General features: G+C 62.3%; 34 protein-coding genes. 13 read left to right on the top strand and 21 right to left on the bottom strand.

Annotated elements, in window-relative coordinates; all coding sequences use genetic code 11:
- Positions 1-75: 75 nt before the first annotated feature.
- Entirely contained in the window at positions 76-678 is a 603-nt protein-coding gene (locus tag AKV04_RS11120; protein ID WP_054006502.1) for a DUF1989 domain-containing protein, read from the top strand.
- Positions 679-685: 7 nt separating this feature from the next.
- On the opposite strand, the gene AKV04_RS11115 is transcribed toward AKV04_RS11120, so the two are convergent.
- The 4 genes from AKV04_RS11115 to AKV04_RS11100 form a co-directional block, all read right to left on the bottom strand.
- Positions 686-1231 (bottom strand): DUF3489 domain-containing protein, encoded by a 546-nt coding sequence (locus AKV04_RS11115; protein WP_054006501.1) that lies wholly within the window; start codon positions 1229-1231, stop codon positions 686-688.
- Between the two features lie 11 nt (positions 1232-1242).
- Entirely contained in the window at positions 1243-1467 is a 225-nt protein-coding gene (locus tag AKV04_RS11110) for a hypothetical protein (RefSeq protein ID WP_054006500.1), read from the bottom strand.
- Positions 1457-1678, bottom strand: a complete 222-nt coding sequence (locus AKV04_RS11105; protein WP_054006499.1) for a hypothetical protein — start codon at positions 1676-1678, stop codon at positions 1457-1459. Before AKV04_RS11105 ends, AKV04_RS11110 begins: the two co-directional genes overlap by 11 nt.
- 103 nt (positions 1679-1781) lie before the next feature.
- Positions 1782-1991, bottom strand: coding sequence for a hypothetical protein (locus AKV04_RS11100; RefSeq protein ID WP_235815611.1), 210 nt, complete (start codon positions 1989-1991; stop codon positions 1782-1784).
- A gap of 33 nt (positions 1992-2024) precedes the next feature.
- On the opposite strand from AKV04_RS11100, the gene AKV04_RS26490 reads away from it, so the two are divergent.
- Positions 2025-2408, top strand: a complete 384-nt coding sequence (locus AKV04_RS26490; protein ID WP_162232862.1) for a hypothetical protein — start codon at positions 2025-2027, stop codon at positions 2406-2408.
- Between the two features lie 527 nt (positions 2409-2935).
- On the opposite strand, the gene AKV04_RS11090 is transcribed toward AKV04_RS26490, so the two are convergent.
- From AKV04_RS11090 to AKV04_RS11045, 10 genes are all read right to left on the bottom strand, one after another.
- Positions 2936-4222, bottom strand: a complete 1287-nt coding sequence (locus AKV04_RS11090; RefSeq protein ID WP_054006497.1) for an NAD(P)/FAD-dependent oxidoreductase — start codon at positions 4220-4222, stop codon at positions 2936-2938.
- A gap of 130 nt (positions 4223-4352) precedes the next feature.
- The gene (locus AKV04_RS11085) at positions 4353-4823 is read right to left on the bottom strand and encodes an EF-hand domain-containing protein (protein WP_162232863.1); all 471 of its coding nucleotides are present in this window, start codon (positions 4821-4823) and stop codon (positions 4353-4355) included.
- A 214-nt stretch (positions 4824-5037) separates the two neighbouring features.
- Positions 5038-5754, bottom strand: coding sequence for a hypothetical protein (locus AKV04_RS11080; RefSeq protein ID WP_156317483.1), 717 nt, complete (start codon positions 5752-5754; stop codon positions 5038-5040).
- 79 nt (positions 5755-5833) lie between these two features.
- On the bottom strand, positions 5834-7603 hold the full coding sequence (locus AKV04_RS11075; protein WP_054006494.1) for a SulP family inorganic anion transporter: 1770 nt from the start codon (positions 7601-7603) through the stop codon (positions 5834-5836).
- 57 nt (positions 7604-7660) lie between these two features.
- The gene (locus tag AKV04_RS11070; RefSeq protein WP_054006493.1) at positions 7661-7993 is read right to left on the bottom strand and encodes a TIGR01244 family sulfur transferase; all 333 of its coding nucleotides are present in this window, start codon (positions 7991-7993) and stop codon (positions 7661-7663) included.
- A 35-nt stretch (positions 7994-8028) separates the two neighbouring features.
- Positions 8029-8913 (bottom strand): MBL fold metallo-hydrolase, encoded by an 885-nt coding sequence (locus AKV04_RS11065; protein WP_054006509.1) that lies wholly within the window; start codon positions 8911-8913, stop codon positions 8029-8031.
- 17 nt (positions 8914-8930) lie between these two features.
- Positions 8931-9380: a DUF6691 family protein gene (locus AKV04_RS11060; protein WP_054006492.1), complete on the bottom strand. Its 450-nt coding sequence runs from the start codon at positions 9378-9380 to the stop codon at positions 8931-8933.
- 3 nt (positions 9381-9383) lie between these two features.
- Complete coding sequence (locus tag AKV04_RS11055; RefSeq protein ID WP_054006491.1) at positions 9384-9824, bottom strand: YeeE/YedE family protein; 441 nt, start codon at positions 9822-9824, stop codon at positions 9384-9386.
- Positions 9821-10048: a YgaP family membrane protein gene (locus tag AKV04_RS11050; RefSeq protein WP_054006490.1), complete on the bottom strand. Its 228-nt coding sequence runs from the start codon at positions 10046-10048 to the stop codon at positions 9821-9823. Before AKV04_RS11050 ends, AKV04_RS11055 begins: the two co-directional genes overlap by 4 nt.
- Positions 10049-10174: 126 nt before the next feature.
- Positions 10175-10843, bottom strand: a complete 669-nt coding sequence (locus tag AKV04_RS11045; protein ID WP_054006489.1) for a Crp/Fnr family transcriptional regulator — start codon at positions 10841-10843, stop codon at positions 10175-10177.
- 271 nt (positions 10844-11114) lie between these two features.
- Here AKV04_RS11045 and AKV04_RS11040 point away from each other — a divergent pair, with 271 nt between their 5' ends.
- The 6 genes from AKV04_RS11040 to AKV04_RS11015 are packed head-to-tail and all read left to right on the top strand — an operon-like array spanning position 11115 to position 15331.
- Positions 11115-11711 (top strand): TetR/AcrR family transcriptional regulator, encoded by a 597-nt coding sequence (locus tag AKV04_RS11040; RefSeq protein WP_235815610.1) that lies wholly within the window; start codon positions 11115-11117, stop codon positions 11709-11711.
- 3 nt (positions 11712-11714) lie between these two features.
- A complete protein-coding gene (locus AKV04_RS11035) occupies positions 11715-12860 on the top strand; it encodes an efflux RND transporter periplasmic adaptor subunit (protein WP_054006488.1) in 1146 nt (381 codons plus the stop codon).
- The gene (locus AKV04_RS11030; protein ID WP_054006487.1) at positions 12857-13990 is read left to right on the top strand and encodes an ABC transporter permease; all 1134 of its coding nucleotides are present in this window, start codon (positions 12857-12859) and stop codon (positions 13988-13990) included. Before AKV04_RS11035 ends, AKV04_RS11030 begins: the two co-directional genes overlap by 4 nt.
- Before the next feature lie 3 nt (positions 13991-13993).
- On the top strand, positions 13994-14686 hold the full coding sequence (locus tag AKV04_RS11025) for an ABC transporter ATP-binding protein (RefSeq protein WP_054006486.1): 693 nt from the start codon (positions 13994-13996) through the stop codon (positions 14684-14686).
- A gap of 15 nt (positions 14687-14701) precedes the next feature.
- The gene (locus AKV04_RS11020) at positions 14702-15079 is read left to right on the top strand and encodes a hypothetical protein (protein ID WP_054006485.1); all 378 of its coding nucleotides are present in this window, start codon (positions 14702-14704) and stop codon (positions 15077-15079) included.
- 36 nt (positions 15080-15115) lie between these two features.
- The gene (locus AKV04_RS11015; protein WP_054006484.1) at positions 15116-15331 is read left to right on the top strand and encodes a hypothetical protein; all 216 of its coding nucleotides are present in this window, start codon (positions 15116-15118) and stop codon (positions 15329-15331) included.
- 67 nt (positions 15332-15398) lie between these two features.
- Here the strand turns inward: AKV04_RS11015 and AKV04_RS27840 are convergent, their stop codons facing one another.
- Positions 15399-15524: a hypothetical protein gene (locus tag AKV04_RS27840; RefSeq protein WP_407638421.1), complete on the bottom strand. Its 126-nt coding sequence runs from the start codon at positions 15522-15524 to the stop codon at positions 15399-15401.
- A gap of 133 nt (positions 15525-15657) precedes the next feature.
- Positions 15658-16317 carry an ArsR/SmtB family transcription factor gene (locus AKV04_RS11010; RefSeq protein WP_054006483.1) on the bottom strand — a complete coding sequence of 220 codons (660 nt, stop codon included), beginning with the start codon at positions 16315-16317 and terminating at the stop codon, positions 15658-15660.
- A gap of 88 nt (positions 16318-16405) precedes the next feature.
- Here AKV04_RS11010 and AKV04_RS11005 point away from each other — a divergent pair, with 88 nt between their 5' ends.
- Genes AKV04_RS11005 through AKV04_RS10995 form a run of 3 tightly spaced genes read left to right on the top strand, consistent with a single transcriptional unit; the run spans position 16406 to position 18896 of the window.
- On the top strand, positions 16406-17251 hold the full coding sequence (locus AKV04_RS11005) for a sterol desaturase family protein (RefSeq protein ID WP_054006482.1): 846 nt from the start codon (positions 16406-16408) through the stop codon (positions 17249-17251).
- Positions 17248-18546, top strand: coding sequence for an MFS transporter (locus AKV04_RS11000; RefSeq protein ID WP_054006481.1), 1299 nt, complete (start codon positions 17248-17250; stop codon positions 18544-18546). The genes AKV04_RS11005 and AKV04_RS11000 overlap by 4 nt, the downstream gene beginning before the upstream one ends.
- Positions 18543-18896 carry a DsrE/DsrF/TusD sulfur relay family protein gene (locus tag AKV04_RS10995; RefSeq protein WP_054006480.1) on the top strand — a complete coding sequence of 118 codons (354 nt, stop codon included), beginning with the start codon at positions 18543-18545 and terminating at the stop codon, positions 18894-18896. Before AKV04_RS11000 ends, AKV04_RS10995 begins: the two co-directional genes overlap by 4 nt.
- A gap of 97 nt (positions 18897-18993) precedes the next feature.
- Here AKV04_RS10995 and AKV04_RS26180 read toward each other — a convergent pair whose 3' ends face one another.
- From AKV04_RS26180 to AKV04_RS10975, 4 genes are all read right to left on the bottom strand, one after another.
- A complete protein-coding gene (locus AKV04_RS26180; protein ID WP_156317482.1) occupies positions 18994-19410 on the bottom strand; it encodes a hypothetical protein in 417 nt (138 codons plus the stop codon).
- Positions 19411-19707: 297 nt separating this feature from the next.
- Positions 19708-20559: a hypothetical protein gene (locus tag AKV04_RS10985; RefSeq protein ID WP_054006479.1), complete on the bottom strand. Its 852-nt coding sequence runs from the start codon at positions 20557-20559 to the stop codon at positions 19708-19710.
- 16 nt (positions 20560-20575) lie between these two features.
- Positions 20576-21301 carry a HupE/UreJ family protein gene (locus AKV04_RS10980; RefSeq protein WP_202905604.1) on the bottom strand — a complete coding sequence of 242 codons (726 nt, stop codon included), beginning with the start codon at positions 21299-21301 and terminating at the stop codon, positions 20576-20578.
- Between the two features lie 56 nt (positions 21302-21357).
- The gene (locus AKV04_RS10975) at positions 21358-21651 is read right to left on the bottom strand and encodes a hypothetical protein (RefSeq protein WP_054006478.1); all 294 of its coding nucleotides are present in this window, start codon (positions 21649-21651) and stop codon (positions 21358-21360) included.
- A 130-nt stretch (positions 21652-21781) separates the two neighbouring features.
- On the opposite strand from AKV04_RS10975, the gene AKV04_RS10970 reads away from it, so the two are divergent.
- Positions 21782-22039: a metal-sensing transcriptional repressor gene (locus AKV04_RS10970; RefSeq protein WP_054006477.1), complete on the top strand. Its 258-nt coding sequence runs from the start codon at positions 21782-21784 to the stop codon at positions 22037-22039.
- 1 nt (position 22040) lies between these two features.
- Positions 22041-23348: an MFS transporter gene (locus AKV04_RS10965; RefSeq protein ID WP_054006476.1), complete on the top strand. Its 1308-nt coding sequence runs from the start codon at positions 22041-22043 to the stop codon at positions 23346-23348.
- 30 nt (positions 23349-23378) lie between these two features.
- Here the strand turns inward: AKV04_RS10965 and AKV04_RS10960 are convergent.
- The coding region (locus AKV04_RS10960) for an integrase core domain-containing protein (RefSeq protein ID WP_156317481.1) at positions 23379-23601 on the bottom strand (223 nt) is incomplete at its 5' end.

The following is a 23601-nucleotide window of genomic DNA, read 5'->3' as shown; positions in this document are numbered from 1 at the left end:
TTGAACCTGCGCCGATTGTATTGCCAGACTTCCCGCAGATTGATCCAACAGCGCTGTTGGCAAAGGGAACGATAAATGACGACTGACCTTCATGTTGTGCCTGCGCGTCGGGGCCGGGCCGTCCGTCTGGCCAAAGGCCAAGCGATCCAGATCATCAACACGCATGGTCAGCAGGTTGTCGATACCTGGTGTTTCAATGCCGATGATCTGTCAGAATTCATGTCGATGGAACATCTGCATGCAACGCTTCAGGGCATCTTTCCCGCCAAGGGCGATGGCCTGACGACAAACCGGCGGCGGCCCATTCTGATCATGGAAGAAGACACGTCGCCGGGTCGCCATGATACGGTGATCGCCGCCTGCGATGTGCATCGCTATGCTTCGCTTGGCTGCACGGAATACCATGACAATTGCACCGACAACTTGCATGCCGCGCTTGGCCAGCTTCATCTTCGGGCGGCCGATTGTCCGGCCCCGCTGAATTTATGGATGAACATTCCCGTGGGCCCTGATGGCAAGATCAGCTGGGGTGAGCCGCTGTCCAAACCGGGAGATCACGTCGTGCTGCGGGCCATGATCGACTGCATCGTGGTGATGTCCACCTGCCCGCAGGACATGATCCCGATCAACGGTGCGGCCTGCAAGCCAACCGAAGTACACTATCGCCTGTTGGACTGACGCGCCTTCAGGTCGCGGGCGCGTCGATCCGGTAGACCGTGCCCCGACCCTCGATCCGCTCCGCCGTGACAACCAAGCCAAGCTTCTTCTTCAGCACCCCCGAAATTGCACCTCTCGCCGTGTGGGCCAACCATTGAGTTGCCACCACGATCTCTTCCATCGAAGCGCCGTTAGGCCGCTGCAGCATCGTGATCAACAGCGCCTGCTTGGTGCCCGCACGCGGGGTCGGCGGTTTTGCCACAGGTTGGGCCTGCGCGGTTCCTCGGGTGGATGACATCGTCTTGGCATTCACCGGTTCGATCCCGATGGCGAGCAGCCCGGCGTCGGTGACCACCAGCGTGGTACCATGGCCATCGCCGGTCTCGCGCCAGAGCGGTTCTTTCCGGCGCAGGTTGGCATCGACCTCCTGCAGCCAGCCGTGTTCGATCATCTTGGTCACGGTCATCTTCGCCGCCGCGCCGGCCAACCCCTTGGGCAGCGGCAGGGCGATGTTGTCGGGGCGCTGGGCCCCGGCGCTGAGGATGATGGTCTGGGTTTCGGTGAGTTTCGTCATGGCGGGTTCCTCTACTGGTCGTTGGCGGCAAGGAAGGCGGTGATGCGCCACATCAGATCATTGTGACCGTCGGGATCCGTGCCGATGATCACATCGCCATCGTCATCCCGTTCCAGATCGGCGATCTCGCGCAAGAGGGCGATGGCATGGTCGCAGGCGTCGGGGCGTTCGGCCTCCCATGCGGCGGTAATGGCATCTTGTTCGATCTGGTGGCGCTGGGCGGGATCAAGCGGCATGTTCGCCCTCCTTGAAGGCGCTGTCGGCGATCTGGCGCAGCAGGCTGGCGTAGTGTTTCAGGGTGCCGACGTGGCCCCAATTGATCTCGTCGGGGTGGGTCTCGAAGTGGTCGTCGCTGAGGGCCTTCAGGCGCTCCAGCATCGCGTCGATCTGGAACTTGGTGGTCATGAAGGCGTCGAGGGCGTTGTCGCTGGCGCGGCGGGTGGTCATGGCGGGGGTTTCCTTGGCTGAGTTGCATCGTTTTCGTGTAATCACCATCGCTCCGGTGGGGCGGCTAGTGTAGGCAATTCCAAGCAATATCAGTGCTTTCTGATTACACTCTGCCAGCATCGGCTTGCGGCACGACATGCACCCATTGGCATCCGATCCACATGTAAAGGTGGGCGAATTCCCGCGTCGGGCGCGACAGGATGCGCGGCGCACGGGGCGGGCTGAAGCAGTCCAGCGCCTCGGCCGTGACCTGCCGGATTTCCCGAGCGGCGAGGATGTCCTCGGGCTTCCAGCGCGCCAGCGCGGGCAGCATGTGGGCGGGATAGCCATCGAAATGGACGTAGACATGCGCTCATTCCTCGGGGCCGAGCTGGATGGCGATCTGCGCGCGGGTGCTCATGGTGCTGCCTCAGATCAGCTGCAGGTCGACCAGCATCGCGCTGGCGGCGGCCAGCTTCGCGGTCGGCAGGTCGATCTTGATGTGCGAGAAAAGGTCCGAGCAGTCGGCGTTATCGGCATGGGTCAGGTGTCCATCAACAGGCACTTCAGCGTTCTGCCAGCAATCCTGCTGCACGGCACACTCAACTGGTCGGCCATCGCGCTGCCGGTAATGCCGGTTGGTGGCGAAACGCGGCTCTGTACGATTGCGGTGACGCTGTTGATCGTGACTGCGGTGATTGCGATTCTGAAGCCGGGGCCGCATGTAGCCCGGAGAGGCTATCCCAGATGATGGTGGTCTATCTTCTTCAATTGGTCCTACCGTTGGTGCCGATCCTCTGGCTGGCCATCCTGCCACCGCCCGGCAAAGTTGGAGGTCGTGACTGATGCCGCTGGAGCTTGGTCATCGGCCACCAAAACGGTGACAAGGTTAATAGACCAATCCCTCTACTGGATCGTCAAGAACAGCGGCAGTATTCACCTGTGGCCCTGACGCCAGAATTGTCAAAGGTCCGGCTCCCAATGCCGAACTCAACGCAGTGACGCCGGGCGATCTGCAGCGGGCAGCGCTTGCAAAGTCCCCGGAATGACCCGGATGCCACCATGCTGCTTTCAGAGATCAGGGCCAACCGTGCCGTCACCGTGTGCTCAAATACGTTACCCGGCGCGTAGCCTAAGTTATCGAAATCCGGACGAGGTCCGTACCATTTTCAGCTCATCACAGAGTGGCAAGGCAATGACCAAAATCATTGCAAGGCAAGGCATGGCACAACGAGTGGCATCGGTATCAACTTCGCCCTGACTCAATTTTAAGGGGAATTAGCCCTTTTTGACTTCTTTCAGTTTGTCGATGCCCAGCACCTTCAGCGCCAGGCTTTCATAGAAGGGCTCGCTTTTGCCCTGACGCAGTTTGCGCAGGAAGTACTTCTCGAACCCGACCTTGGCGAGGTGGACCCATTTGCCGGACGACGACCAGTTGACGTTGCGCGGCGGGATTTGCGGCTGCGCTACGAAAGCAATGCCCCCGTCACCGAAATCGGCCAGACAGATGGCGTTCCAGGTGCCTACCTGATCGGGCTCTTTGCCGCGCACAAGGTTGCCGATGTTATGCGCGGTGGCGGTCACCATGCTTTCAATCATGAAACCGGTCTTGGGCACACCACAGGCGACAGGCGTGGGGGCCAGCGGCGGGATCGCCACACAGACGCCGACCGCAAAGATGTTCTTGAACTTGGGGTTCTGCTGGTGCTGATCCACGATGGTGAATCCGCGTGGATTGGACAGACCTTCGATCCCCGACACCGGCTTGATGCCCCGAAACGCGGGCAGCATCATCGAATAGACGAAGGGCAGAACCTTTTCCGGCTTTGCCACACCGTCGTCGCCGACCTCCTCAACCGTCATCTTGCCGTCTTCGACCTTTTTCACCCGGGTTGATGTCATCCATTTGATGGTCTTTGACCGCATCTCGGATTCCAGCAGGCCCTTGGTATCCCCGACCCCGTCCAGCCCGAGATGGCCGATATAGGGTTCTGGCGTCACGAAGGTCATCGGCACCTTGTCACGGATCTTCGCCTTGCGCAGGGCGGTTTCGAGGATGAACAGGAATTCATAGGCCGGGCCAAAGCAACTGGCCCCCTGGACCGCGCCGATGACGACGGGGCCGGGGTTTTTAAGGAGCATCTGAAAAGCAGCTTCGGCCTTCTCGGCGTGGTCGATATGGCAGACCGACTGGGTGAATCCGCCGTCCGGGCCCAACCCCTCGATCTCGTCAAACGCCAGTTCCGGCCCTGTCGCGATGACCAGATAGTCATATGTGACAGACTGGCCGTCGATCAGCTCGATCCGGTTTTCCTGCGCAACAAGTTGCCGGGCCGCCACCGGAATGAAGTTGATCTTCCGTTTCGCCATCGCGGACGTCAGATCAACGGTGATATCGTCGCGCTTGCGCCAACCCACGGCAATCCACGGGTTCGACGGAACGAAGTGATACTTCGGGTCCTTGGTCACCACCGTGACAGTGTCTTCCGGGCGCAGTTGATCCTTCAACTCGTAAGCCATGATGGCCCCGCCCAGCCCTGCGCCAAGTACAACGACATGTGCCATGGTCTTCTCCCTTTGCGGCGATGTGCGCCTCCGGCCCCTACTGCCGGGCCGGGGGCGTTTCACGTCCTGACAAACCGAACAGAACCGATACGGCGCACATTGCGCCGCATCCTGGATCACAACGGGACGTTCAGTTCCAGTTCTGGGCCCTGATTTCCCACGGCGTGGTCTTGCCATCGCCATCCGCGTCGGCCGCGTCGAAATGCGCCTTGGAGGCTGCGATGAACTCGGCTTTTGAAACTGTCCCGTTGGTGTCGCTGTCCATCGGGTCAAAGCGTGCGGCCTTGCGGGCCTGCATTGCCGCCTGACGGTCCGCGTCAAGACCGTCTTGCGGACCCATGCGCACCGACATGAACTCTTCCACCGTCAGGGACCCATTATCATCGGCGTCCATCGAGGTAAAGACCATGTCCGCCTGGGATGCGGCTTCTTCGGCAGTGACCGTGCCATCTTCGTTGGCATCCATCATAGCAAAGCGCCCGCGTCCTGGTGCATTGGGATCGCGCCAGCCCATCATCGGGCCACTGCCATCGCCCATCATACCCGCACCCATGCCCCAAGGCTGGCCACCTTGTGGGCCGCCGCCATATCCGGGGGTCATCCCGTAACCCTGTTGAGGCCCACTCCACCACCACCAACCGCCGTTCCCGGGCATATTTTGGGCCAAGGCAGGCGATGCCGCCAACAGGCCCGCAAACAAGACAATTCCATGAATTTGCATGATAGAAACTCCTGCTAAAGGATCAAAGTACTTCGAGTCCAAATGCCCCCTTCATGCTGATGCAAGGGCTCACCTGGGGTAGATATCTCAGCGTTCAGCCGAACTTGGCGAACAGCTTGGCGTAGGGCACTTTCAACTGCCCGACTGCCGCCTTTGCAGTGACCGGATCACCCGCCTGTGCGGCTGTCTGAAGGGCAAGCACGCTTTGGCGAACAGCTTCTACCAGCGGTGCATAGGCGGGGTCCGATGCCTCGGGTGCAGGATGGGCGGCGATATCTTCAACGAGGTAGGCCAGCACAGCCGCATCCTCCAGCAGCACAACCGTGCTCTTGTCGCCAAGCTCTGCCAGATCGCGACCCAGCACCTGTTCCATCTTTGCGTGATAGGCATTCATCCGATCTGAGAACGTCATGATACCGTTGCGGATATGCAGCGCGCCAACCTCGGCACGGATATCTTCCAGCGTCGCATGGGCCTTGGCCAGATCGCCCGCAGCCACTTCCTTCGATGCTGCGGCGATGATGGTGCCGACCGCTGTCAAAGTGTCCGGAAAAGCCGCGTCATCAGCGTACTGCGGTGGAGGCGACTTGCCCCAGTCCTGTTCAAGCACAGCCCACTTTCCCGACAAGGCCTGCATGGCCTTTGTCGTGGCATCGGAATTGCCGGTGTTGCTTTGAAACAAGGCCGCGCGATACTGCCCATAGGCATCCCGAAGACCCGTTTCGAAAGTCGTGAACGGACCCGCAGCCAACGCAGCAATCGGCAAGGCTACTGCAGCAACAAGGCCGGTCCATAGCAGCGAGTGTCTCAATTCGTCCTCCTGTCAGTCACAAGGCGTTCTGGTATTTCGTAGTCATGGACGTTTTAGCCAGGGCATGCCCTGATCCAAATCATGTCGCAAAGGATTCAAGGGCGGGCGGCGGGGCGGTTTGAAACGCCCCATGAACAGCGGCCAGCGCCGCCCAGGCATCCCACTGCGACTGGAACACTTTGCCTGTGAGCTGATCCAACAGATGCGAGCGTTCAAGCCGGTCCATCACCGGACCTTTGACTTCACTGAAGTGCAGGGTCACGCCGCTGTCTCGCAAGCGATGGTTCAGCGCCTCAAGACTTTCCAGAGCCGACAGGTCCACCTCGTTCACTGCCGAGAACATCAGGATCACGTGCTGAACCGCGCGGTCGTCGGCCAGACGGCGTAGCACGTGGTTTTCCAGAAAGGCTGCATTGGCGAACCACAGGCTTTCATCGACCCGCAGGGTCAGGATCGCCGGGTCGGTCTGAACGTCATGGCGCAGGATGTTGCGGAAATGCTGGGTGCCGGGAACCAGACCCACCTCGGCGATATGCGGGCGCGACGACCGCCACAGGTGCAGCAGGATCGAAAGAGCGACCCCCGCCGTCACCCCCGCCTCGACCCCCATTCCCAGCGTAAGCAGAATGGTCACGGCCACGGCGGAGAAATCGGCGCGGGAATAGGTCCAGGCGGTGCGCAGGATCGTGAAATCCACCAGGCTTAGAACCGCGACGATGATCGTGGCGGCAAGTGTGGCGGTGGGCAGGAAATGGATCAGCGGGGTGAGGGCCACAGCCGCGATGGTTAGCCCGATGGCGGTAAAGGCCCCAGCAGCGGGTGTCGCGGCACCGGCGTCGAAGTTGACGACCGACCGCGCGAAACCGCCTGTGACCGGATAGCCACCCGTAAATGCCGCCCCCAGATTGGCCGCCCCCAGCCCGATCAGCTCCTGATCCGGGTCGATGCGCTGGCGCTTCTTGGCGGCAAGGGTCTGCGCGACTGAGATGGATTCGACAAACCCGATGACCGAAATCAGCAACGCAGGCAGGGCCAGCGACCGGATCAGATCGGGCGACAGGTCCGGCAGGGTCAGCGGCGGCAGGCTTTGCGGAACGGCACCCACAATGGCAACTCCGGCGGACCCAAGATCAAACCGCGCGACCAGCAGCGTCGTCACCACCACGGCCAGAATCGGCCCGGTCTTGACCAGAATGCCCGCCAGACCCACCGGCACGCCCAGCCGCATGAGCGCGCCCTTCATGCCCTTGCGCACCCAGAACAGAAAGGCGATGGCCCCCGCCCCAAGCGCCAAAGTAACCGGGTTCACCTCTTGCAGATGCTGTCCAAGCGACAGCAGCATCTCGGGCAGCGTCTGGCCAGAGGCCTTGACCCCAAGGATGTGCTTGACCTGCCCCGTGGCAATCAGAATGCCGCTGGCGGTGATGAACCCTGCGATCACCGGATGGCTCAGGAAATTGGCTATGAATCCAAGGCGCAACAGACCCATTGCCAGCAATATCGCCCCCGACAGACCCGCGAGGGTCAGCGCGGCGGCGGCATATCCGACGGTGCCTTGGTCGGCGACCTGCCCGACGGCCGCTGCAGTCATCAGCGACACCACCGCCACCGGCCCCACCGCCAGTGCATTGCTGGTGCCGAAGATCGCATAGAGCAGGATTGGTGCAATCGAGGCGTAGATCCCCGCCTCGGGCGGCAATCCGGCCAGCATCGCATAGGCCAGCGATTGCGGGATCAGCATGATCGTCACGATGACCGCCGCCGTCAGATCACTGGACAGCAGCTTGCGGTCATAGCGGCGACCCCATGTCAGGATTGGGAAGTGCCGCGCGATGGGCGAGTAAGACATTTACGGGGTCATTTCTGGAAAATGGAGGCCGGGCGCAGAGCGGCGCTGCGCCGCACTTCAGCGGCGTGTCGCGTCAAACAGGCTTTGTGCCCGACCACCGGAACGGCAATAGGCGAGCACCTTGCCCTCGGCCGAAGTGACGGCGGTATCGAAGACGTCCACATCCGCCTTGGTCGCCTGACCCGGCGAAATCGGAATGTGATGCGCCTCAAGCCCGGCTGCCTCGGCGGCTGCCTTGATCTCGGCAAACGTTGGCTGCCCCGCGTCCTCGTGGTCGGGACGATTGCAGATCACGGTGCTAAAACCTGCGGCCTTCAGTTGCGCCAATTGGGCCGCCGTGATCTGTGGGCTGATCGCGAAGTTTGGCGTTATATGCTTGATATTGTGCATTTCTATTTTCCTCTTTTGGCGTTTTTCGGAACAGATTAAAGCCCGTTGACAGGAACTTTCAGCATCGGGCGGCCATCCTTGTCGGTGGGCAATTCCCCCGCCCGCATGTTCACCTGTAAAGACGGGATGATCAGCCGGGGCATGGCCAGCGTTGCATCGCGTTCGGTGCGGAAGGTCACAAACTGCTCTTTCGTGGCACCGTGTCCCACATGGATGTTGTGGGCCTTTTCGGCTCCCACCGTGGTTTCCCACTGAATGTCGCGGCCGTTCGGGCCGTAATCGTGGCACATGAACAAGCGCATATCGTCGGGCAGGGCCAGCACCTTTTGAATGCTGTCATACAAGGTGGCCGCATCGCCGCCGGGAAAGTCGGCGCGGGCCGATCCGCCATCGGGCATGAACAGCGTATCGCCCACGAAAGCCGCATCCCCCATGACATGCACCATGCAGGCAGGCGTATGGCCGGGGGTGTAGATCGCCACCGCGTCCATCGTACCGATCCTGTAGGTGTCGCCATCTTTGAACAGGGCGTCGAATTGCGACCCGTCGCGCTGGAATTCGGTGCCTTCGTTGAACACCTTTCCGAACGTCTCCTGCACAACCATGATCTTGTCGCCGATGCCGATCTTTCCGCCCAGCTTGCCCTGAATGTAGGGTGCGGCTGACAGATGGTCGGCGTGGACATGGGTCTCGATGATCCATTCCAGTTTCAGGTCGCGTTTCTGGATGTAAGCGATCACCGCATCGGCGTGGTCATAGGTGATACGGCCAGCGGCGTAGTCGATGTCCATCACGGAATCGATGACGGCACAGGCGCTGGAGGCCGGATCCTTCACCACATAGCTTATCGTGTTGGTTGCCGCGTCGAAGAACGCCTCGACCTCGGGCTTGACGGACATTTCAATCGGATAGTCGGTCATCATACTTTCCTTCAAGATCAGGTTTCGCGGCGCAGCACGCGGGCTGCACGGGCACCGGTCATGGCCATCAGGGCCTTCGCGGCAAAGATTCCGGCGATCAGGGCGGCCACGAACGCGATGACGTCGAAATGGCCGGTGCCCAATGCAGGCAAGGCACCACCGGGGCAAAAACCCGCAATGCCCCAGCCGACGCCGAACACCGCCGCCCCGCCCAGCAACCGGGCATCCAGATGCCGGTTCTCAGGCAGGTGGAATTTGGCGTCGATCATGGGTGCGGCGCGGCGCAGCACGAACCAGTAGCCGACAAAGGTCACGACCAGCGCCCCGCCCATGACAAAGATCAGCGACGGGTCCCAGTTGCCTGCAACATCAAAGAAGTTCAGCACCTTGGCCGGATTGGCCATGCCGGAAATCGAGATGCCGATGCCGAAGATCAGCCCGATGAGGTAGCTTGAAAAAAGACGCATGGCTCAGGCCCCCAATACATGGCGGATGACGAAAACCGTGATTCCGGTGGTAACCATGAAGGTCGCCGTCGCAGCGATAGACCTGCGCGACAGTCGCGCCATGCCGCAGACACCGTGGCCAGACGTGCAGCCCGACCCGTAAGTTACGCCAATTCCCACCAGAAACCCGCCGACCAGCAGCATGGGCAGCGACACCGGCACCTGAATTTCAGGCATTTCCCCGCTAAATGCCAGCACAGCCAATGGCCCGCTGATCATGCCGGCCAGCACCGCCAGACGCCAGCCGGTGTCCGGATGGGTGGTGGGCGTCAAAACGCCAGCCAGAATGCCGGTCGCCCCCATGATGCGTCCCAGCGTCAGCATCAGCAGCACCGAAGCGACGCCGATCAGCGCGCCCCCGGCCAGCGACACCCAAGGCGTAAAAATGGTGTCGATCGTCATCATGTCTGGCAGGTCCGGATGCCAAGCAGCGTGTACAGCGGACAGAACCGCAGCACTGCCGTGGCGATCATCACCGCCCCGACGGCAAAGACCCCGATCTTCCACACCCCCATGCCGAGCATCCCGGCACCGAACATCCCGCCACCGCCGAACAGCGCCACGGAAATCAGCGCCACACCAACAGCCAGCCGCAGCACCCGGTCCACAGTTCCCACATTCGCAATCATCGCCAGATCTCCTCTTGGGTTCGGGCAATGACTACGCGCTTGCGACAGGGGCTTCAGTGATGATGTCACCAAACCGCACATTGACCGGTCAAGGCTGCATTTTATGGGATGGCACCTGGTCGGGCCTTAATGTGGATCAAATGCCGCAAGCTTTTCCAGCCCCGCCCGGTCGATCAGATCAACCACCCCGCGTGACTGTCCGATCCAGCCGCGCCGCTGGAACTCACCCAACTGGCGCGAGATCACCTCGCGCGCGGTGCCAAGTTCGACCGACAGTTGCTGATGCGTTGCGCGAACCTGATCTGCCTCGCGTGCCAGTTCCAGAAGTTTCTGCGCGAGGCGGATATCGACCCGCTGAAACGCGATATCCTCAATCACCTGAAACAGATCAGTGATCCGCCTGGAATAGGCAGTGAAGATGAAGTTGCGGAAAGCGATCGATAGCGACACCAACTCATCGAAGACAGTGCGCGGGATAGCTACGGCGCGTATGTCCGTTTCGGCGATGCCTTCCGCCGAATAGTCTTCGTGGGCCAGAAGACAGGCCGTAGTCAGAACGCAGCTTTGTCCCGCCTCGACCCGGTAAAGGACGATCTCGCGGCCCGCTTCAGAGACCTGCTGCACCCTGACCCGGCCCTCCAGCAGCAGCAGCAGATTTTCGGGAGATTTCCCCGGGCCAAAGATCACCGTGCCCTCCGGGACGGCGACCACGGCGCTCTTGCGGGTCAGCACCTCGCGATCCGCAGACTCAAGGCGGGACAAGCCCGGAAATTGCGCGATCCAGTCTGACGCCATGATATTGCCTCCTTGGCTGCATGTTTACGCCTATTCAGGCATGGTTCCGGCGCGGTTTTCTCTGCTCCAATAGTACAACTTTCCTCTGAAAGTTAAGGAACGTCTGATCGACGGGTTCGGCTTCACCGAAATCGTCCTGCGCAGGCCCGAGTTGGTAGGCGAGCGGCACGAACATCTTGCGTTGTCTCGGCCCGGCTATCACTCACACCGGATTGACTCCCGCCTGAAGATTAAGTTAGTGACTAGATACTAACTTATGAGGGGTATGCTCTTGCGCAAAACATCCGATCTTCGCAAGGCTGAAATCGTGGCGACGATCCTCGCTCTGGCCGACCGGATCGGCCCGGACCGCGTGACCACAGGGGCGGTCGCCGCCGAAGTCGGCGTCACCCAAGCCGCCGTGTTCCGACATTTTCCAACGAAGGCTGCACTGTGGAATGCCGTTGCCGATCATGTGGCCGACACGTTGACCATTGCCTGGGATGCAGCACTGGTTCAGGGCGATCTGCCTGTTGACCGGATCAAGGCGCTGATCGGCGCGCAACTTGACCAGATCGCGTCAACGCCAGCGATGCCCATGCTGCTGTTTTCCCGCGAATTGAATGTCGAGAATGCGGCCCTGCGCGCGGCGTTCCGGGGTCGGTTGGCCGCCTTCCATGGCCATTTGATGCGCGAAGTCACGGGGGGGCAGCAGTCCCAAACCCTGCGCGGCGACGTGGCGGCAACGGATGTGGCGGTGTTGCTGACGGCTCTGGTGCAGGGGATGGCAATCCGCTGGACCTTGGGGGCGCGCGACTTTGGATTGCAGGCCGAAGGATTGCGCCTTCTGGATGTCCAGTTGCGCCTGCTTGGGGCGAGAGGGGTCTGAACGATGCGGAAAGCTTGGGTTTATGCGGTGGTGGCGGTCGTGGGTTTGGGTGCCGGGGCACTGTTCCTGACCGAACGTCCGCTGACGGTGACGGTGGTCCAGCCCGAAACCGATGTTGCCCTGCGCATCTACGGCCTGGGCACGGTCGAGGCGCGAGTGCTGGCCCGTGTGGGATTTGAGGTCGGCGGGGCGCTAATGTCGCTGGCTGTCGATGAAGGGGACCGAGTGTCACAGGGACAGGATCTGGCCGCTTTGCATCAGGCCGAACAAGAGGCTCGCCTCGCTCGTGCCCACGCCGCCGTGGCGGCCAATACCGCCAATCAAGCCAAGGCTGCGGCGGCAGTCGTCCGTGCCGCGGCCATTCTGGCGCAGCGCGAGGTCGCAAATCGTCGTCAGGCTGAATTGACCCGTCAGGAAACCGCCTCCATCCAGCGCGCGGAAGAGGCGCAGCGGGATGAAGACGTTGCTCGCGCCGACGCGGCGGTGGCGGAAGCCGAACTCGCCGTCATTCGCGCTCAGGGGCAGGATGCCGTCGCAGCCCTGCAACTCGAACAGACTCTGCTGGATCACCACCGCCTGCACGCACCCTTTGATGCCTTGGTTGTGGCTCGTCTGGCCGAGGCCGGGGCAGTGGTCCGCGCGGGCGATCCGATCTTTACCCTGATCGACCCCGATACGATCTGGATTCAAGCCTATATCGACGAAGAACGCGCAGGCCAGTTGGCCCTTGGCCAGACCGGCACTATCCGTCTGCGGTCCAAGCCTGCGGGCGAATTCAACGGCACCATCGCCCGCATCGGCGTTGAAAGCGACCGGGTCAACGAGGAACGCCGCGTCTGGCTGACCTGCACTGACTGCCCGCCCCAGATGTTTCTCGGCGAACAGGCCGAGGTGCGCATCCTGACCGGCACGCGCGATACGGCGCTGATGGTGCCCGAGGTGGCAATTTCCGGCTTCGACGGGTATCGCGGCACGGTCTGGACCGTGCAGGACGGACGTTTGGCGACGGCAGAGCTGACCTTTGGCGCGCGGGATGACCGGGGTCGGGTCGAGGTGACCGGCGGACTGCCGGAAGGCGCGCAGATCGTTGCCATCCCGCTGCAGAACGCGGACGAAGGGCGGCTCGCTCGCATCGGGGCCGCGCCATGAACCTTGCCATCAAGGATATTCGTCACGGTCTCTTCCGTTTTGTCCTGACCTGTTTCGGTCTTGGGCTTCTGATGACCGTCGTGCTGGCAATGATCGGTATATACAACGGCCTTGTCGCCGATGCTCTGGCCGTGGTGAAGGCCCCCGCAGCCGATGTCTGGGTGATCGAGGCAGGCACACAAGGCCCCTTTGCCGAAGCCTCAAGCATCCCAGCTGATACCCGCGATGCCGTGGCCCGCATGCCCGGCGTGGCCGAGGCCGGTGCCATTACCTATCAGACAATGGAGGCCACCCACGCAGGCCGAACCCTGCGGCTTTACGTCATAGGCTTTGAACCCGGTCGTCCCGGCGGGCCGCAGCGCATTGCCGAAGGTCGGGGCCTCGGCACAAGCCATTTCGAACTGATGGCCGACCGCAAGACCGGGCTGGTGCCGGGGGACACAATTCGGTTGGGAAGAGATCGGTTTACCGTTGTGGGGCTGGTCGAGGATGCTATGAATTCGGGCGGCGATCCGGCGGTCTATGTTACGCTGGCCGATGCCATGGCACTGCAGACCGCGCTGGACCCTGCCGCCGCCCGGGTGCAGAGCGCCCGGGGCGATGGCGGCCTGCGGCCCCCAACGGTGGCCGCCGTGATTGCCCGGCTTGAACCCGGGGCGGGCGTCGCGCTGCTGACCGCGACAGTGCGGCAGTGGAAACACCTTTCCGCCCTCAGTCAGGTCGAGCAGGAACAGCTTCTGCTTGCCTCGGTGGTGGATAGGGCGCGGCGGCAGATCGGCCTTTTCCTCAGCATCCTGCTGACCGTCAGTGCCGTGGTGATCGCTCTGATCATCTACACGATGACCATGGAAAAGCTGAAACAGATCGCCACGTTGAAGCTGATCGGCGCACCGGACAGAACCATCGTGGGTCTGATTGTGCAACAGGCGCTAATCCTTGGCATCTCTGGCCTTGGCATCGGGCTGGTATTGATCCTGCTGGTCAAGGACAACTTCCCCCGCCGCGTCGTACTGGAACCGTTCAACGCGCTGGTGCTGACCGGCATCATTCTGGTGGTCTGCCTTGCTGCCTCGGGCCTTGGTGTCCGGGCGGCGCTTAAGGTCGACCCCGCCACAGCACTTGGGGGCTGACCCATGACGCCGGATGACATTCTGGTCGATGTGAAGGGCGTGGCCAAACATTATGGGACCGGCGAAACCCGTGTCGATGCCTTGCGGTCTGTCGATCTGCGGGTGCACGCAGGCGAGGTCATCGCGTTGCTTGGCCCCTCTGGCTCGGGCAAGACCACGCTGCTGAATGTGATCGGCTGCATTCTTGCTCCGACCGCGGGCCGGGTCGAACTGGACGGCGACGCGGTGTTTGACGGCAAGTGGCTGCGCAGCGATTTGCGCAGGCTGCGGCTGGACAAGATCGGCTTCATCTTCCAGGCGCATAACCTTTTGCCCTTCCTGACAGCCGAGGAAAATGTCTCGGTCGTGCTGGACCTTGCAGGCTGGCCCGCCACACAAGGACGCGCCCGGGCGCGCGAATTGCTTGACTATCTGGAGGTTGGTCATCGCGCCAAGGTAAAGCCCGCCCTGTTGTCGGGGGGCGAGGCACAGCGCGTTGCCATCGCCCGCGCGCTGGCGAACCGGCCCCGGATCATTCTGGCCGATGAACCCACCGCCGCGCTAGACAGCGGTCGAGCGCAACTGGTGATGGACCTTCTGCGAAAGCTCGCCACCGAGCAGAAGGCCTGCATCATTGCCGTTACCCATGATGAAAAGATCTTTGACCGCTTCGACCGCCTGATCCACCTGCGCGATGGTCGCCTTGTGGAGGCCTGACCAAAGAAGAATGCCATGCCCACCCGCACACGTTCCCTTACTGTCGCCGCCAGCGTTGCCATCGTCTTCGGCCTGTTGACCATCGTCTCGGGAGGAAACGCCCTGTTCGGTCGTGCGGACATGGGCGCTGTGGTGCCCTTCGTGCTTTGGTTCAATTTCGTCGCAGGTTTTGCCTATGTCGCCGCTGGGCTGGGCCTTTGGGTCCAGACCGGCTGGGCAACAGGGCTGACGATTGCCATCGTTTTTGCGACAGCTGCAATTTTTGCCGCTTTTCTTTGGCATATCTCAACAGGTGCGGCTTACGAGGCCCGCACCGTGGGTGCCATGGTCTTGCGTCTTGCCGTTTGGGTCACTCTGGCAATCGTGGCGATCAGATCGCTTCAGGCGCGGTGAAAGTGACTGATCACCACCAGCCTCCAGCGGCAAGGCATGCTGATTGATAAAGGGATCCGATCAGGCAGCCTTCGGCCAGCGGCGATGCAGTTCATCTATGACCAAGGCGTGATGGTGTGGCCCCTGCCCAGCCAAATGCGGATGGTCGGGGTGCAGGTCAGGATGGCCGTGTGTGAGGAATTCGGGGGCCATGGCCGGCCAAAGGCGCAGGACAGCGGCCAGCCCTGTGGCGCCGATCACGGCCAAAGTTAGGGCGGCGAAGCTTAACCCAGCAGGCGATCACGCCCGCGCGGATCAGGTCAAGCATGACCAGAAAGGCTTAACGCGGCAGCCGTTCGGCCACCGCAGCGGCAATCGGGGCCAGCGTCGCATAGGCCACCATCTTGATCGCCAGTTCCGTTCCCGGAACTGCTCCAGCACTGCTGACTGCCAGTTCCCAGGCCAACAGCCCGAGCGCCCGCCGTGGCAAGTCCTGTGCCCAGCAGCGCCAAAATCTGTGCGGCGAACAGGTGGCGAGAGTTCGGTTTCGTAGGGTCGTCAGAATGTCAGAGCAGTTGGGTCAGGGCTTTGTTCAAGGTTCATGACGCAAGCACCCGTCTTCCCTCTTCACGCCATTCCGGCAGGCCACCGTCCAGCCTTCGCGCGTTGAAACCCAGCTTGAGCAGGACAGCAACCACTTGATGGGCGTAGATGCAGTAGGGGCCTCGGCAGTAAACGATAATCTCGGTCCTCGGCGAAAGCGTCGGAGCGATGCGGTCGATGTCGCCAAGCATGACATTCCGCGCACCGGGGATGTGCCCCATCGCAAACTCATCAGCGGGCCGGACGTCAAGAATGTTGACCGATCCTTCAGACATGCGCTGGGCCAGCTCTCCCCGACTGACCGGTTCGGGTGCGTCAGTGCCATCCGCCAGCCCGCGCAGGATGCGGTCGACCTGTGCGAGATTGCGTTCCGCCACCACGCGGATCAGATCCATCAGCGCCAGAGTCTTTGCGTCGCTCAGCCGGTAGATCACGGACTTACCCTCCCGGCGGCTGGTCACCAGCCCGGCGCGGCGCAGCGCCTGAAGATGCTGCGAAGCATTGGCGACAGTGAGGCCGGTCTTGTCGGCCAAAGCCTCTACCCCGCGTTCGCCTTGTGCGATCTGCTCCAGCAGCATCAGCCTTGCAGGCGCCGAAAGCGCGTGGGCGACCACCGCGTATTCCTCCAGCAGTGCGGCCTTGGGGCTGATTGACATGGGGAAGCTCCCGATATTACATCACTCAAGCGATGACTTGAATAATATCGATTCCCGCGTCCCCCGCAAGTCCGAAGGCACAGACACGATGACCGAAACAATCCTCGCCAATGAACCCATGCTGCGCCTTGCCGTATTTCTGGGCGTGCTGGTTGCGATGGCGGGATGGGAACTTGCAGCACCACGCAGGCGGCAAGAGATCCCGCGCGTCATCCGCTGGACCAACAACCTTGCGCTGGTCGTCGTCGATACCGTCATCCTGCGCCTGACGTTTCCGATCCTGGCCGTGGGCCTTGCGCTGATGGCCGAGGAGCGTGGCTGGGGGCTGTTCAACGCTCTGGATGTGCCGCCGTGGCTGGCCGTCCTACTGTCAATTCTGCTGCTGGATCTGGCGATCTACCTGCAGCATGTGCTGTTCCATGCGGTGCCGGGACTGTGGCGGCTTCACCGGATGCACCATGCCGATCTGGAATTTGACGTGACCACCGGCCTGCGTTTTCATCCGGTGGAGATTGTCCTGTCGATGGTGATCAAGCTGGCGGCAGTCATGGCATTGGGTGCGCCCGCGTTGGCAGTTTTGCTGTTCGAGGTGCTGTTGAACGCCACTGCGCTGTTCAACCACGCCAACATCCGGTTGCCAGTCGGGCTGGATCGGGCGCTGCGGTGGGTCATGGTGACGCCCGACATGCACCGCGTGCACCATTCCGTAATCCCCGCCGAGACCAACAGCAATTTTGGCTTCAACCTGCCGTGGTGGGACCGTTTGCTGGGCACCTACCGTGCGCAGCCAAAGGCCGGGCACGAGGGTATGACCATCGGCATCGAGCAGTTCCGCACACCGCGCGACCTGTGGTTGGACCGGATGCTGATCCAGCCAATGCGCGGCCCGGCCAGCGGTGGAGCGCTGGACACCCGCCCGGAGGACATGGGATGACAGCTCTTCCCCTCGGGATCCGCGAGAACCGGGTACAGTTCACTCATCAGCTGGTCCAGGTGCTGCTGGTGGGCTTTGCCATCGGCATGATGCGCACTGTGATCCCGGCACTGGCAGAAACCGAATTCGGCGTGGCGCGCGGGTCGTTCTTGCTGCTGACAGCCTTTGTCGTGGCGTTCGGCGTCGTCAAGGCAGTGATGAACTTCGTGGCCGGGCGACTGTCCGAACGCATCGGGCGCCAGCGGGTGCTGCTGTGGGGCTGGATCATCGCCCTGCCCATTCCGGTGATGATCTGGGCCGCACCAAACTGGAGCTGGATCGTCGCAGCGACGGTTCTGCTGGGGGTCAATCAGGGCCTGTGCTGGTCGATGACGCAGACGTCAAAGCTTGACATCACGCGTGCCGACCAACGCGGGCTGACGATGGGGCTGAACGAGTTTTCCGGCTATGTCGGAGTGGCACTTGCGGGGGTCGTCACCGCCTATATCGCCGAGGCTTTGGGGGCGCGGCTGGGCCTGTTGGTGTTCGGCCTGACGGTGATCGGAGTTGCATTGGTTCTGACCGTGGTCTGGGTCAAGGACACCCTGCCATGGGCCAAGGCGGAGACGGCGGCACACAAGATCAGCGCACCAAAGTTCCCGCCGCGATATCCGCAGGGTGTGCCTGAGCACCCGTCAACGCGCGAGGTTTTCGCGTTGATGAGCTGGCGCGATAAGCGGCTTGCCGCACTGTCGCAGGCCGGACTGGTCGAGAAATTTGTCGATGCGCTGGTTTGGGTGATCTTTCCGGTCTTCCTGGTCGGCAAGGGTGCCACCTTGACCGAGATGGGCTGGATCGTCGGCGCCTATGGCTTTGTCTGGGGCGGATCGCAGTTGTTCACCGGGCGGCTGTCGGATCATGTCGGGCGGTTCTGGCCGAACGTACTGGGTATGTGGATCAGCGGCGCAGGGGTGCTGCTGGTGGTGCTGGGCACTGGCGCGGCGTGGTGGGCGCTGTCGGCGGGAATTGCCGGTTTCGGCATGGCGCTGCTGTACCCGAACCTCGGGGCCAGTGTCGCCGATATCACGCCACCCGCCTGGCGCGGCTCGGCCATCGGCATTTACCGTTTCTGGCGTGATCTTGGCTACGGCATCGGCGCACTTGGCCTTGGGCTGGTCGCACATCTGACCGGCGCAGTGGAGGCCACATTCTGGTTCGTGGCGTTGTCGATGTTCATATCCGGTGCGGTGCTGTTCGTCTTCGGCGAAGAAACCCACCCGCGCCTGAACCCCGCGTCCGAAGGAGCCCCCGCATGAAACACCTGCTGATCCTGAACGATCCGCCCTACGGCACCGAACGCAGCTTCAACGGCCTGCGCATGGCGCACGCGCTGGCCAAGCACGATCCCGAAGGTGAGGTCACCGTCTTTCTGATGGCCGATGCCGTGCTCTGCGCCAAAGCGGGGCAAAGGACGCCTGAAGGCTATTACAATCTTGAGCGGATGCTCGGTCGCGTTCTGTCGGCCAAGGGCCGCGTGTTGATGTGCGGCACGTGCATGGATGCACGTGGCCTTGCCATTACTGACATGATGGAAGGCGCAGCGCGGTCCACCATGGATGAACTTGCCAAGGCAACACTGGCGGCAGACAAGGTTCTGGTTTTCTAAACGTCGTGGCGGTGGCGGTGGAAGAGGACCAGACTAAAGGCCAAAGCAACTGCTGGCCGCGAATGGTCGCTCCGCATCATTGGCACAGCCTGGCGCCTTACCGTGGATCACAAAGGCGAAAACCACACTGCGCCGCATTGAGGCGCGCGACCGCAGCTGGCTGATGGACTGGCTGAAACGTGATGGCCGCGCCTTGGGCGACCCCAGAAAGAACCCTTGGTGCGGCGATTTCGGTGAAACCAGCATCCGCATGGCTTTTCCCTCTGCGCCACTTCTCGGCGCACGGGGCACCAATCCCGATTAGGCCCGCAACCGGCTGCTGTTCGGGCAAGGGGTGCAGCCGATAATTGGTGCGGTGCTGATTTTCGAACACGGATCCGGCGGCGATGTCGGTTCCGCGCTCGGTCAGGATGACTCGCATTTCTACGTGCAGGGCGGCAACCAGTACGACGATGTCACCATCGCGCGGATCGCCAAGTCGCGCCTTCTGGGCGCGCGCTGGCCCGCGATCCAAGCACCCCGCCGCCGACCATGAAGCCGGGCGAATTCCTCGCAACCACCAACGAAATCTGAACGGGAGAACACCATGATGATACCTGTAATCCTGCCCTCATCCGGCAGGTCCTGACCATCGTGGGCGTGACGCTCGTCGCCAAAGGTCAAGTCCAGGCTTTCGATATCGAACCGGTATCGGCGCCTTGCTGACCATCGGGTCGGTTGTGCGGTCGGTGGCGGACAAACGCGTGCGCTGATCGCACCCGGGGAAACCCCGCGTTGGGATGGGTGGCGTTTGACCACCCATCCCTTCGTATCAGGGCGCCCGGATTTCCAGGTAATCCCCACCCGTGCGCAGCGTCACTGTCACCGGCGCGTCAGAACGGTTGCGCCAGAACCAGCCGTGGTTTCCGGTGAAGGCCGCGACGAGGTCGCCCGTCTGTTCCGGCACGGCGCGGCCTTGCTCGTAGCTTGTGTTCTGCCCGCTGCCGTCGCCGTGCAGGTCGAAGTTCACCAAACCGCCGTTCGCGGTCCAGGCGAAACGGGCAACTTGGCCTTCCTCCATTGCGAGTTTCACCTCGATCCCCTCACCGGGGTTCAGCGTATAGCTGACCTCGTCACGCCATTCAGCGGCAGTTGCCGCAGCAACAGCCGCTTCAACTGCATCGGGAGTTGGAGGGGCAGTTTCCTCTGGCACAGGATCGGCCACGATTTGGGCTTCGACCAGGGGTTCGGCCACGGGCTCCAGCAGGCTTGGTGGCGTGCCGATGACCGCCGCGATGGCAGCAAGTTGCGCGTCGATCCGGTCGAGGCGCTCCAGAACTTCTGAGGGAACGGTGGCAGCGGCTGTTTCCAGTGTAGCCAGTGCAGTCACCGCAGAGGCGGCCATGGCCTGCGCATCGGCTTCTGCCTCGGCGGCCAGCTGCTGCTTGATCTCGCCCATCTCGGTCAGGCCCGTCAGCGCACCAACCCCGGTTGGGTCGATGCCATATTCGGCGGGCAACCAGAAGAGGACAAGGATGGCCCCTGCCGCCCCCGCTGCGATAAGGCTGGATCGGATCAGGCCGCCCGGAGTGGCCGGGACGGACTGCACGCCCTGTCCTGCGGTCGATGGGCGTGGTTCTGCCCGCAAAAGCGGGGCTTTGGTCATATCAGAACGATTTGTCATTGGATGCACCCTCCCTTCAGGCGACAAAATAGCCGGTGATCTGCAGGCCCATCAGGGCAAAGCCAGCCACCATCATCAGGACATTCGCGGCATAGGCTTGCCGCGCGAAGGCGGGGCGCGCCCGCCACTGGGTCATCGCGAGCAGGATCAGCGCCAGCGCCATCAGCTGGCCAAGCTCGACGCCCACGTTGAAGGCGATGAGGTTACCGAGGAGGCCGTCTGGCGAGATCTCGTATTCCTGAATTTTGGTCGCAAGGCCGAAGCCGTGCAGCAGGCCGAAGATCAGCGTCGCCGCCTTGGTGTTGGGCTGAACCCCGAACCACAGCCGGAACGCGCCGAGGTTATCCAGTGCCTTGTAGACCACCGAGAACGCAATGATCGCGTCGATGATGTAGGCGTTGATCGAGATGGACCACCAGACGCCAGCGATCATCGTGACCGAATGGCCGATAGCAAAGATGCTGACGTAGGTGGCGATGTCCCTGGACCGGTAGAGGAAGAACACCACACCGGCGAGGAACAAGAGGTGATCATAGCCCGTCACCATGTGCTTGGCGCCGAGGTAGATGAAGGCGATGGGGCGAAAGCCCGTCACCTCTTGCACATAGCCCGCGTCGCCTTCGGTGACGTTGTGGGCAAGGGCTGCACCTGTGAACAGGAGACAGGCGAGAATAGTGCCAAGGGCCGCGAGGGCTGGCCATGGCACAGGGGCGCGCAACAGCGCCCGTGAGATGGGTGTCATTTCGGAAAATCCTGACTGATGAGAGTGTCGGACCGCTTGTCTATGCAGGCGGCGGCTCAGATCATCGTCAGGCGGGGCGGGCGTCGAGGGCCTTCGCGGATTGTGCCAGCGGCGGCCATGGCATCGGGGCGCAGCTTGCGCTCCGGGGACGTGTGGACCTCGGCCCCGGGTGCGGCGAGAACAGCCGCGCCGACATGGTCATGGTCACCAGAGTCGTGATGGCCGCTGGGCATGTCATGGGAATGGCCGTGCTCGGCATGAAACGCGCGATGGTCAGCCTCAGCCACCATCGCCCCGGGGCCATGCTTGACGGCCTCAATTGCGGGCGCTGCGGCCAGCGACAGTGCCATGACTATGGCCGCGCACAGCGACCACACCCTGCCCCATCCTGAACACCGCGCCTGCATCATCATGTTCTTCGGGGACTCCGACCCCTGTTCCCTGCTTGTCTGATCCCCCTAGGGGGGATAGGCTTTCTCTATGTCAGAACCACATGTCCATGCAAGCCACCCCGCCATCGCCACCCGGCTGAAACGCGCCGAGGGGCATCTGCGCCGCGTCATCGGCATGATCGAGGAAGGGCGGCCTTGCGTCGATCTGGCCACGCAGCTGCACGCCGTTGAACGCGCGGTTGCTGAGGCGAAGCGGGCGTTGATCCATGACCATATCGACCACTTTGTCACGGCCGGAGGCGAGCACGAACTGGCCGAGATCAAATCCCTGACGAAGCTGCTGTAGGATGCTGAACACCCTGCGCAACCCGACCTTCCGCCACTTGTTCGCAGCGCAACTCGTGGCGCTGGTGGGGACCGGACTTGCGACTGTAGCGCTTGGCCTTCTCGCCTGGCAATTGGCGGCCGACAATGCGGGCGCGGTGCTGGGAACAGCACTGGCGATCAAGATGGTGGCCTATGTGACGCTGGCCCCGGTGGCGGCGGCCATCGCGGAACGCCTGCCGAGGCGCGCGTTTCTGGTGGCACTCGACCTGATCCGCGCAAGCGTGATCGCTTGCCTGCCCTTCGTGACGGAAGTCTGGCAGGTCTATCTGCTGATCTTCTTCCTGCAGGCCGCATCGGCCGGGTTCACTCCGGCGTTCCAGGCCGTGATCCCCGATGTCCTGAAGGACGAGGACGACTATACCAATGCCCTGTCCCTCCTGCGGCTGGCCGAGGACCTGGAACAACTCGCCTCCCCCATGATCGCGGCACTTTTGTTGACGGTTGTCAGCTTCCCGGTGCTGTTCGCAGGCACGGTTGTGGGCTTTGTCGCCTCGGCCCTGCTGGTCGTGACGGCGCGCCTACCAGACCGGGTGCGGCGCGAGAACAGCCCTTTCTGGGCCGACGTGACCAAGGGCATCCGCATTTACACTCGAACGCCCCGCCTGCGCGGGCTGATGGTGATGGAGGCCGCCGTCGCTGCCGCCGGGGCGATGGTCTATGTCAACACAGTCGTTCTGGTGCAGGCCCAGCTGGGTCTGGGCGAAGAATCCGTCGCACTGGCTTTTGCAGGATTTGGCGCAGGATCAATGCTCGCTGCTTTCCTTCTGCCGCGGATTCTTGGGCACATGGCGGACCGTCCCGTGATGATCGGGGGTGCCGCCCTGATGGTGGCAGGCGTGGCACTGGTTCCGCTGGTCGGCAGCCTGTTCGCGCTCATCGCCCTCTGGGCCTTGATCGGCTTCGGCTTTTCGCTGACCCAGACACCCATCGGGCGGATCATCAACCGATCTGCACGCGAGGCTGATCGTGGCGCTGTCTTCGCGGCACAGTTCGCGCTCAGCCATGCCTGCTGGCTGGTGACCTATCCGCTGGCGGGATGGGTTGGGGCAAGTGCCGGGTTGGGCGCTGCCGCGCTGACCCTGGCCGCCATCGGCGCTCTCGGGCTGGTCGCAGTATTGCGCATCTGGCCAGCCGACGACCAATCGATCCTGCCCCACGATCATCCGGACCTGCCACCAGATCACCCGCACCTTGGAGAACACGGTTCCCAGCATGCTCATGCTGTTGTCATCGACGATCTTCATCGTCGGTGGCCCAAGGCAGCATAAGTAGTGACCTGCCCCCCGGTCGTCCCTCGTTCATAACGAGAGTCCTTTGGGTTGATAGTCATCGGTTGCGGGTTGGGCAAGCGCGCCGTGGGCGTTGCCATCAAATAGCTCGAGCGCTCGGCGCGCTTCTGCCGGGGTCTTGTTGCCGAGGGATGAGTGCGGCCTGACGTTGTTGTAGTCGTAACGCCAGAGCGCCAGTATTTTACGGGCATCAGCCAAGGTATCGAATATCTCCTCATTGAGGCATTCATCC

It is taken from the genome of Cypionkella psychrotolerans (assembly GCF_001294535.1).
GTDB classification, from domain to species: domain Bacteria; phylum Pseudomonadota; class Alphaproteobacteria; order Rhodobacterales; family Rhodobacteraceae; genus Cypionkella; species Cypionkella psychrotolerans.
The sequence above is the reverse complement of the archived record's forward strand: the minus strand, read 5'-3'. Positions and strand labels throughout refer to the sequence as shown.

Coding starts and splice junctions, on each gene's coding strand:
- AKV04_RS11120 (WP_054006502.1), top strand. CDS start 76: ATGACGACTGACCTTCATGTTGTGCCTGCGCGTCGGGGCCGGGCCGTC.
- AKV04_RS11115 (WP_054006501.1), bottom strand. CDS start 1,231: ATGACGAAACTCACCGAAACCCAGACCATCATCCTCAGCGCCGGGGCC.
- AKV04_RS11110 (WP_054006500.1), bottom strand. CDS start 1,467: ATGCCGCTTGATCCCGCCCAGCGCCACCAGATCGAACAAGATGCCATT.
- AKV04_RS11105 (WP_054006499.1), bottom strand. CDS start 1,678: ATGACCACCCGCCGCGCCAGCGACAACGCCCTCGACGCCTTCATGACC.
- AKV04_RS11100 (WP_235815611.1), bottom strand. CDS start 1,991: ATGCTGCCCGCGCTGGCGCGCTGGAAGCCCGAGGACATCCTCGCCGCT.
- AKV04_RS26490 (WP_162232862.1), top strand. CDS start 2,025: ATGCGCTCATTCCTCGGGGCCGAGCTGGATGGCGATCTGCGCGCGGGT.
- AKV04_RS11090 (WP_054006497.1), bottom strand. CDS start 4,222: ATGGCACATGTCGTTGTACTTGGCGCAGGGCTGGGCGGGGCCATCATG.
- AKV04_RS11085 (WP_162232863.1), bottom strand. CDS start 4,823: ATGACCCCCGGATATGGCGGCGGCCCACAAGGTGGCCAGCCTTGGGGC.
- AKV04_RS11075 (WP_054006494.1), bottom strand. CDS start 7,603: ATGTCTTACTCGCCCATCGCGCGGCACTTCCCAATCCTGACATGGGGT.
- AKV04_RS11070 (WP_054006493.1), bottom strand. CDS start 7,993: ATGCACAATATCAAGCATATAACGCCAAACTTCGCGATCAGCCCACAG.
- AKV04_RS11065 (WP_054006509.1), bottom strand. CDS start 8,913: ATGACCGACTATCCGATTGAAATGTCCGTCAAGCCCGAGGTCGAGGCG.
- AKV04_RS11060 (WP_054006492.1), bottom strand. CDS start 9,380: ATGCGTCTTTTTTCAAGCTACCTCATCGGGCTGATCTTCGGCATCGGC.
- AKV04_RS11055 (WP_054006491.1), bottom strand. CDS start 9,824: ATGATGACGATCGACACCATTTTTACGCCTTGGGTGTCGCTGGCCGGG.
- AKV04_RS11050 (WP_054006490.1), bottom strand. CDS start 10,048: ATGATTGCGAATGTGGGAACTGTGGACCGGGTGCTGCGGCTGGCTGTT.
- AKV04_RS11045 (WP_054006489.1), bottom strand. CDS start 10,843: ATGGCGTCAGACTGGATCGCGCAATTTCCGGGCTTGTCCCGCCTTGAG.
- AKV04_RS11035 (WP_054006488.1), top strand. CDS start 11,715: ATGCGGAAAGCTTGGGTTTATGCGGTGGTGGCGGTCGTGGGTTTGGGT.
- AKV04_RS11030 (WP_054006487.1), top strand. CDS start 12,857: ATGAACCTTGCCATCAAGGATATTCGTCACGGTCTCTTCCGTTTTGTC.
- AKV04_RS11025 (WP_054006486.1), top strand. CDS start 13,994: ATGACGCCGGATGACATTCTGGTCGATGTGAAGGGCGTGGCCAAACAT.
- AKV04_RS11020 (WP_054006485.1), top strand. CDS start 14,702: ATGCCCACCCGCACACGTTCCCTTACTGTCGCCGCCAGCGTTGCCATC.
- AKV04_RS11015 (WP_054006484.1), top strand. CDS start 15,116: ATGCTGATTGATAAAGGGATCCGATCAGGCAGCCTTCGGCCAGCGGCG.
- AKV04_RS11010 (WP_054006483.1), bottom strand. CDS start 16,317: ATGTCAATCAGCCCCAAGGCCGCACTGCTGGAGGAATACGCGGTGGTC.
- AKV04_RS11005 (WP_054006482.1), top strand. CDS start 16,406: ATGACCGAAACAATCCTCGCCAATGAACCCATGCTGCGCCTTGCCGTA.
- AKV04_RS11000 (WP_054006481.1), top strand. CDS start 17,248: ATGACAGCTCTTCCCCTCGGGATCCGCGAGAACCGGGTACAGTTCACT.
- AKV04_RS10995 (WP_054006480.1), top strand. CDS start 18,543: ATGAAACACCTGCTGATCCTGAACGATCCGCCCTACGGCACCGAACGC.
- AKV04_RS10985 (WP_054006479.1), bottom strand. CDS start 20,559: ATGACAAATCGTTCTGATATGACCAAAGCCCCGCTTTTGCGGGCAGAA.
- AKV04_RS10980 (WP_202905604.1), bottom strand. CDS start 21,301: ATGACACCCATCTCACGGGCGCTGTTGCGCGCCCCTGTGCCATGGCCA.
- AKV04_RS10975 (WP_054006478.1), bottom strand. CDS start 21,651: ATGGCACTGTCGCTGGCCGCAGCGCCCGCAATTGAGGCCGTCAAGCAT.
- AKV04_RS10970 (WP_054006477.1), top strand. CDS start 21,782: ATGTCAGAACCACATGTCCATGCAAGCCACCCCGCCATCGCCACCCGG.
- AKV04_RS10965 (WP_054006476.1), top strand. CDS start 22,041: ATGCTGAACACCCTGCGCAACCCGACCTTCCGCCACTTGTTCGCAGCG.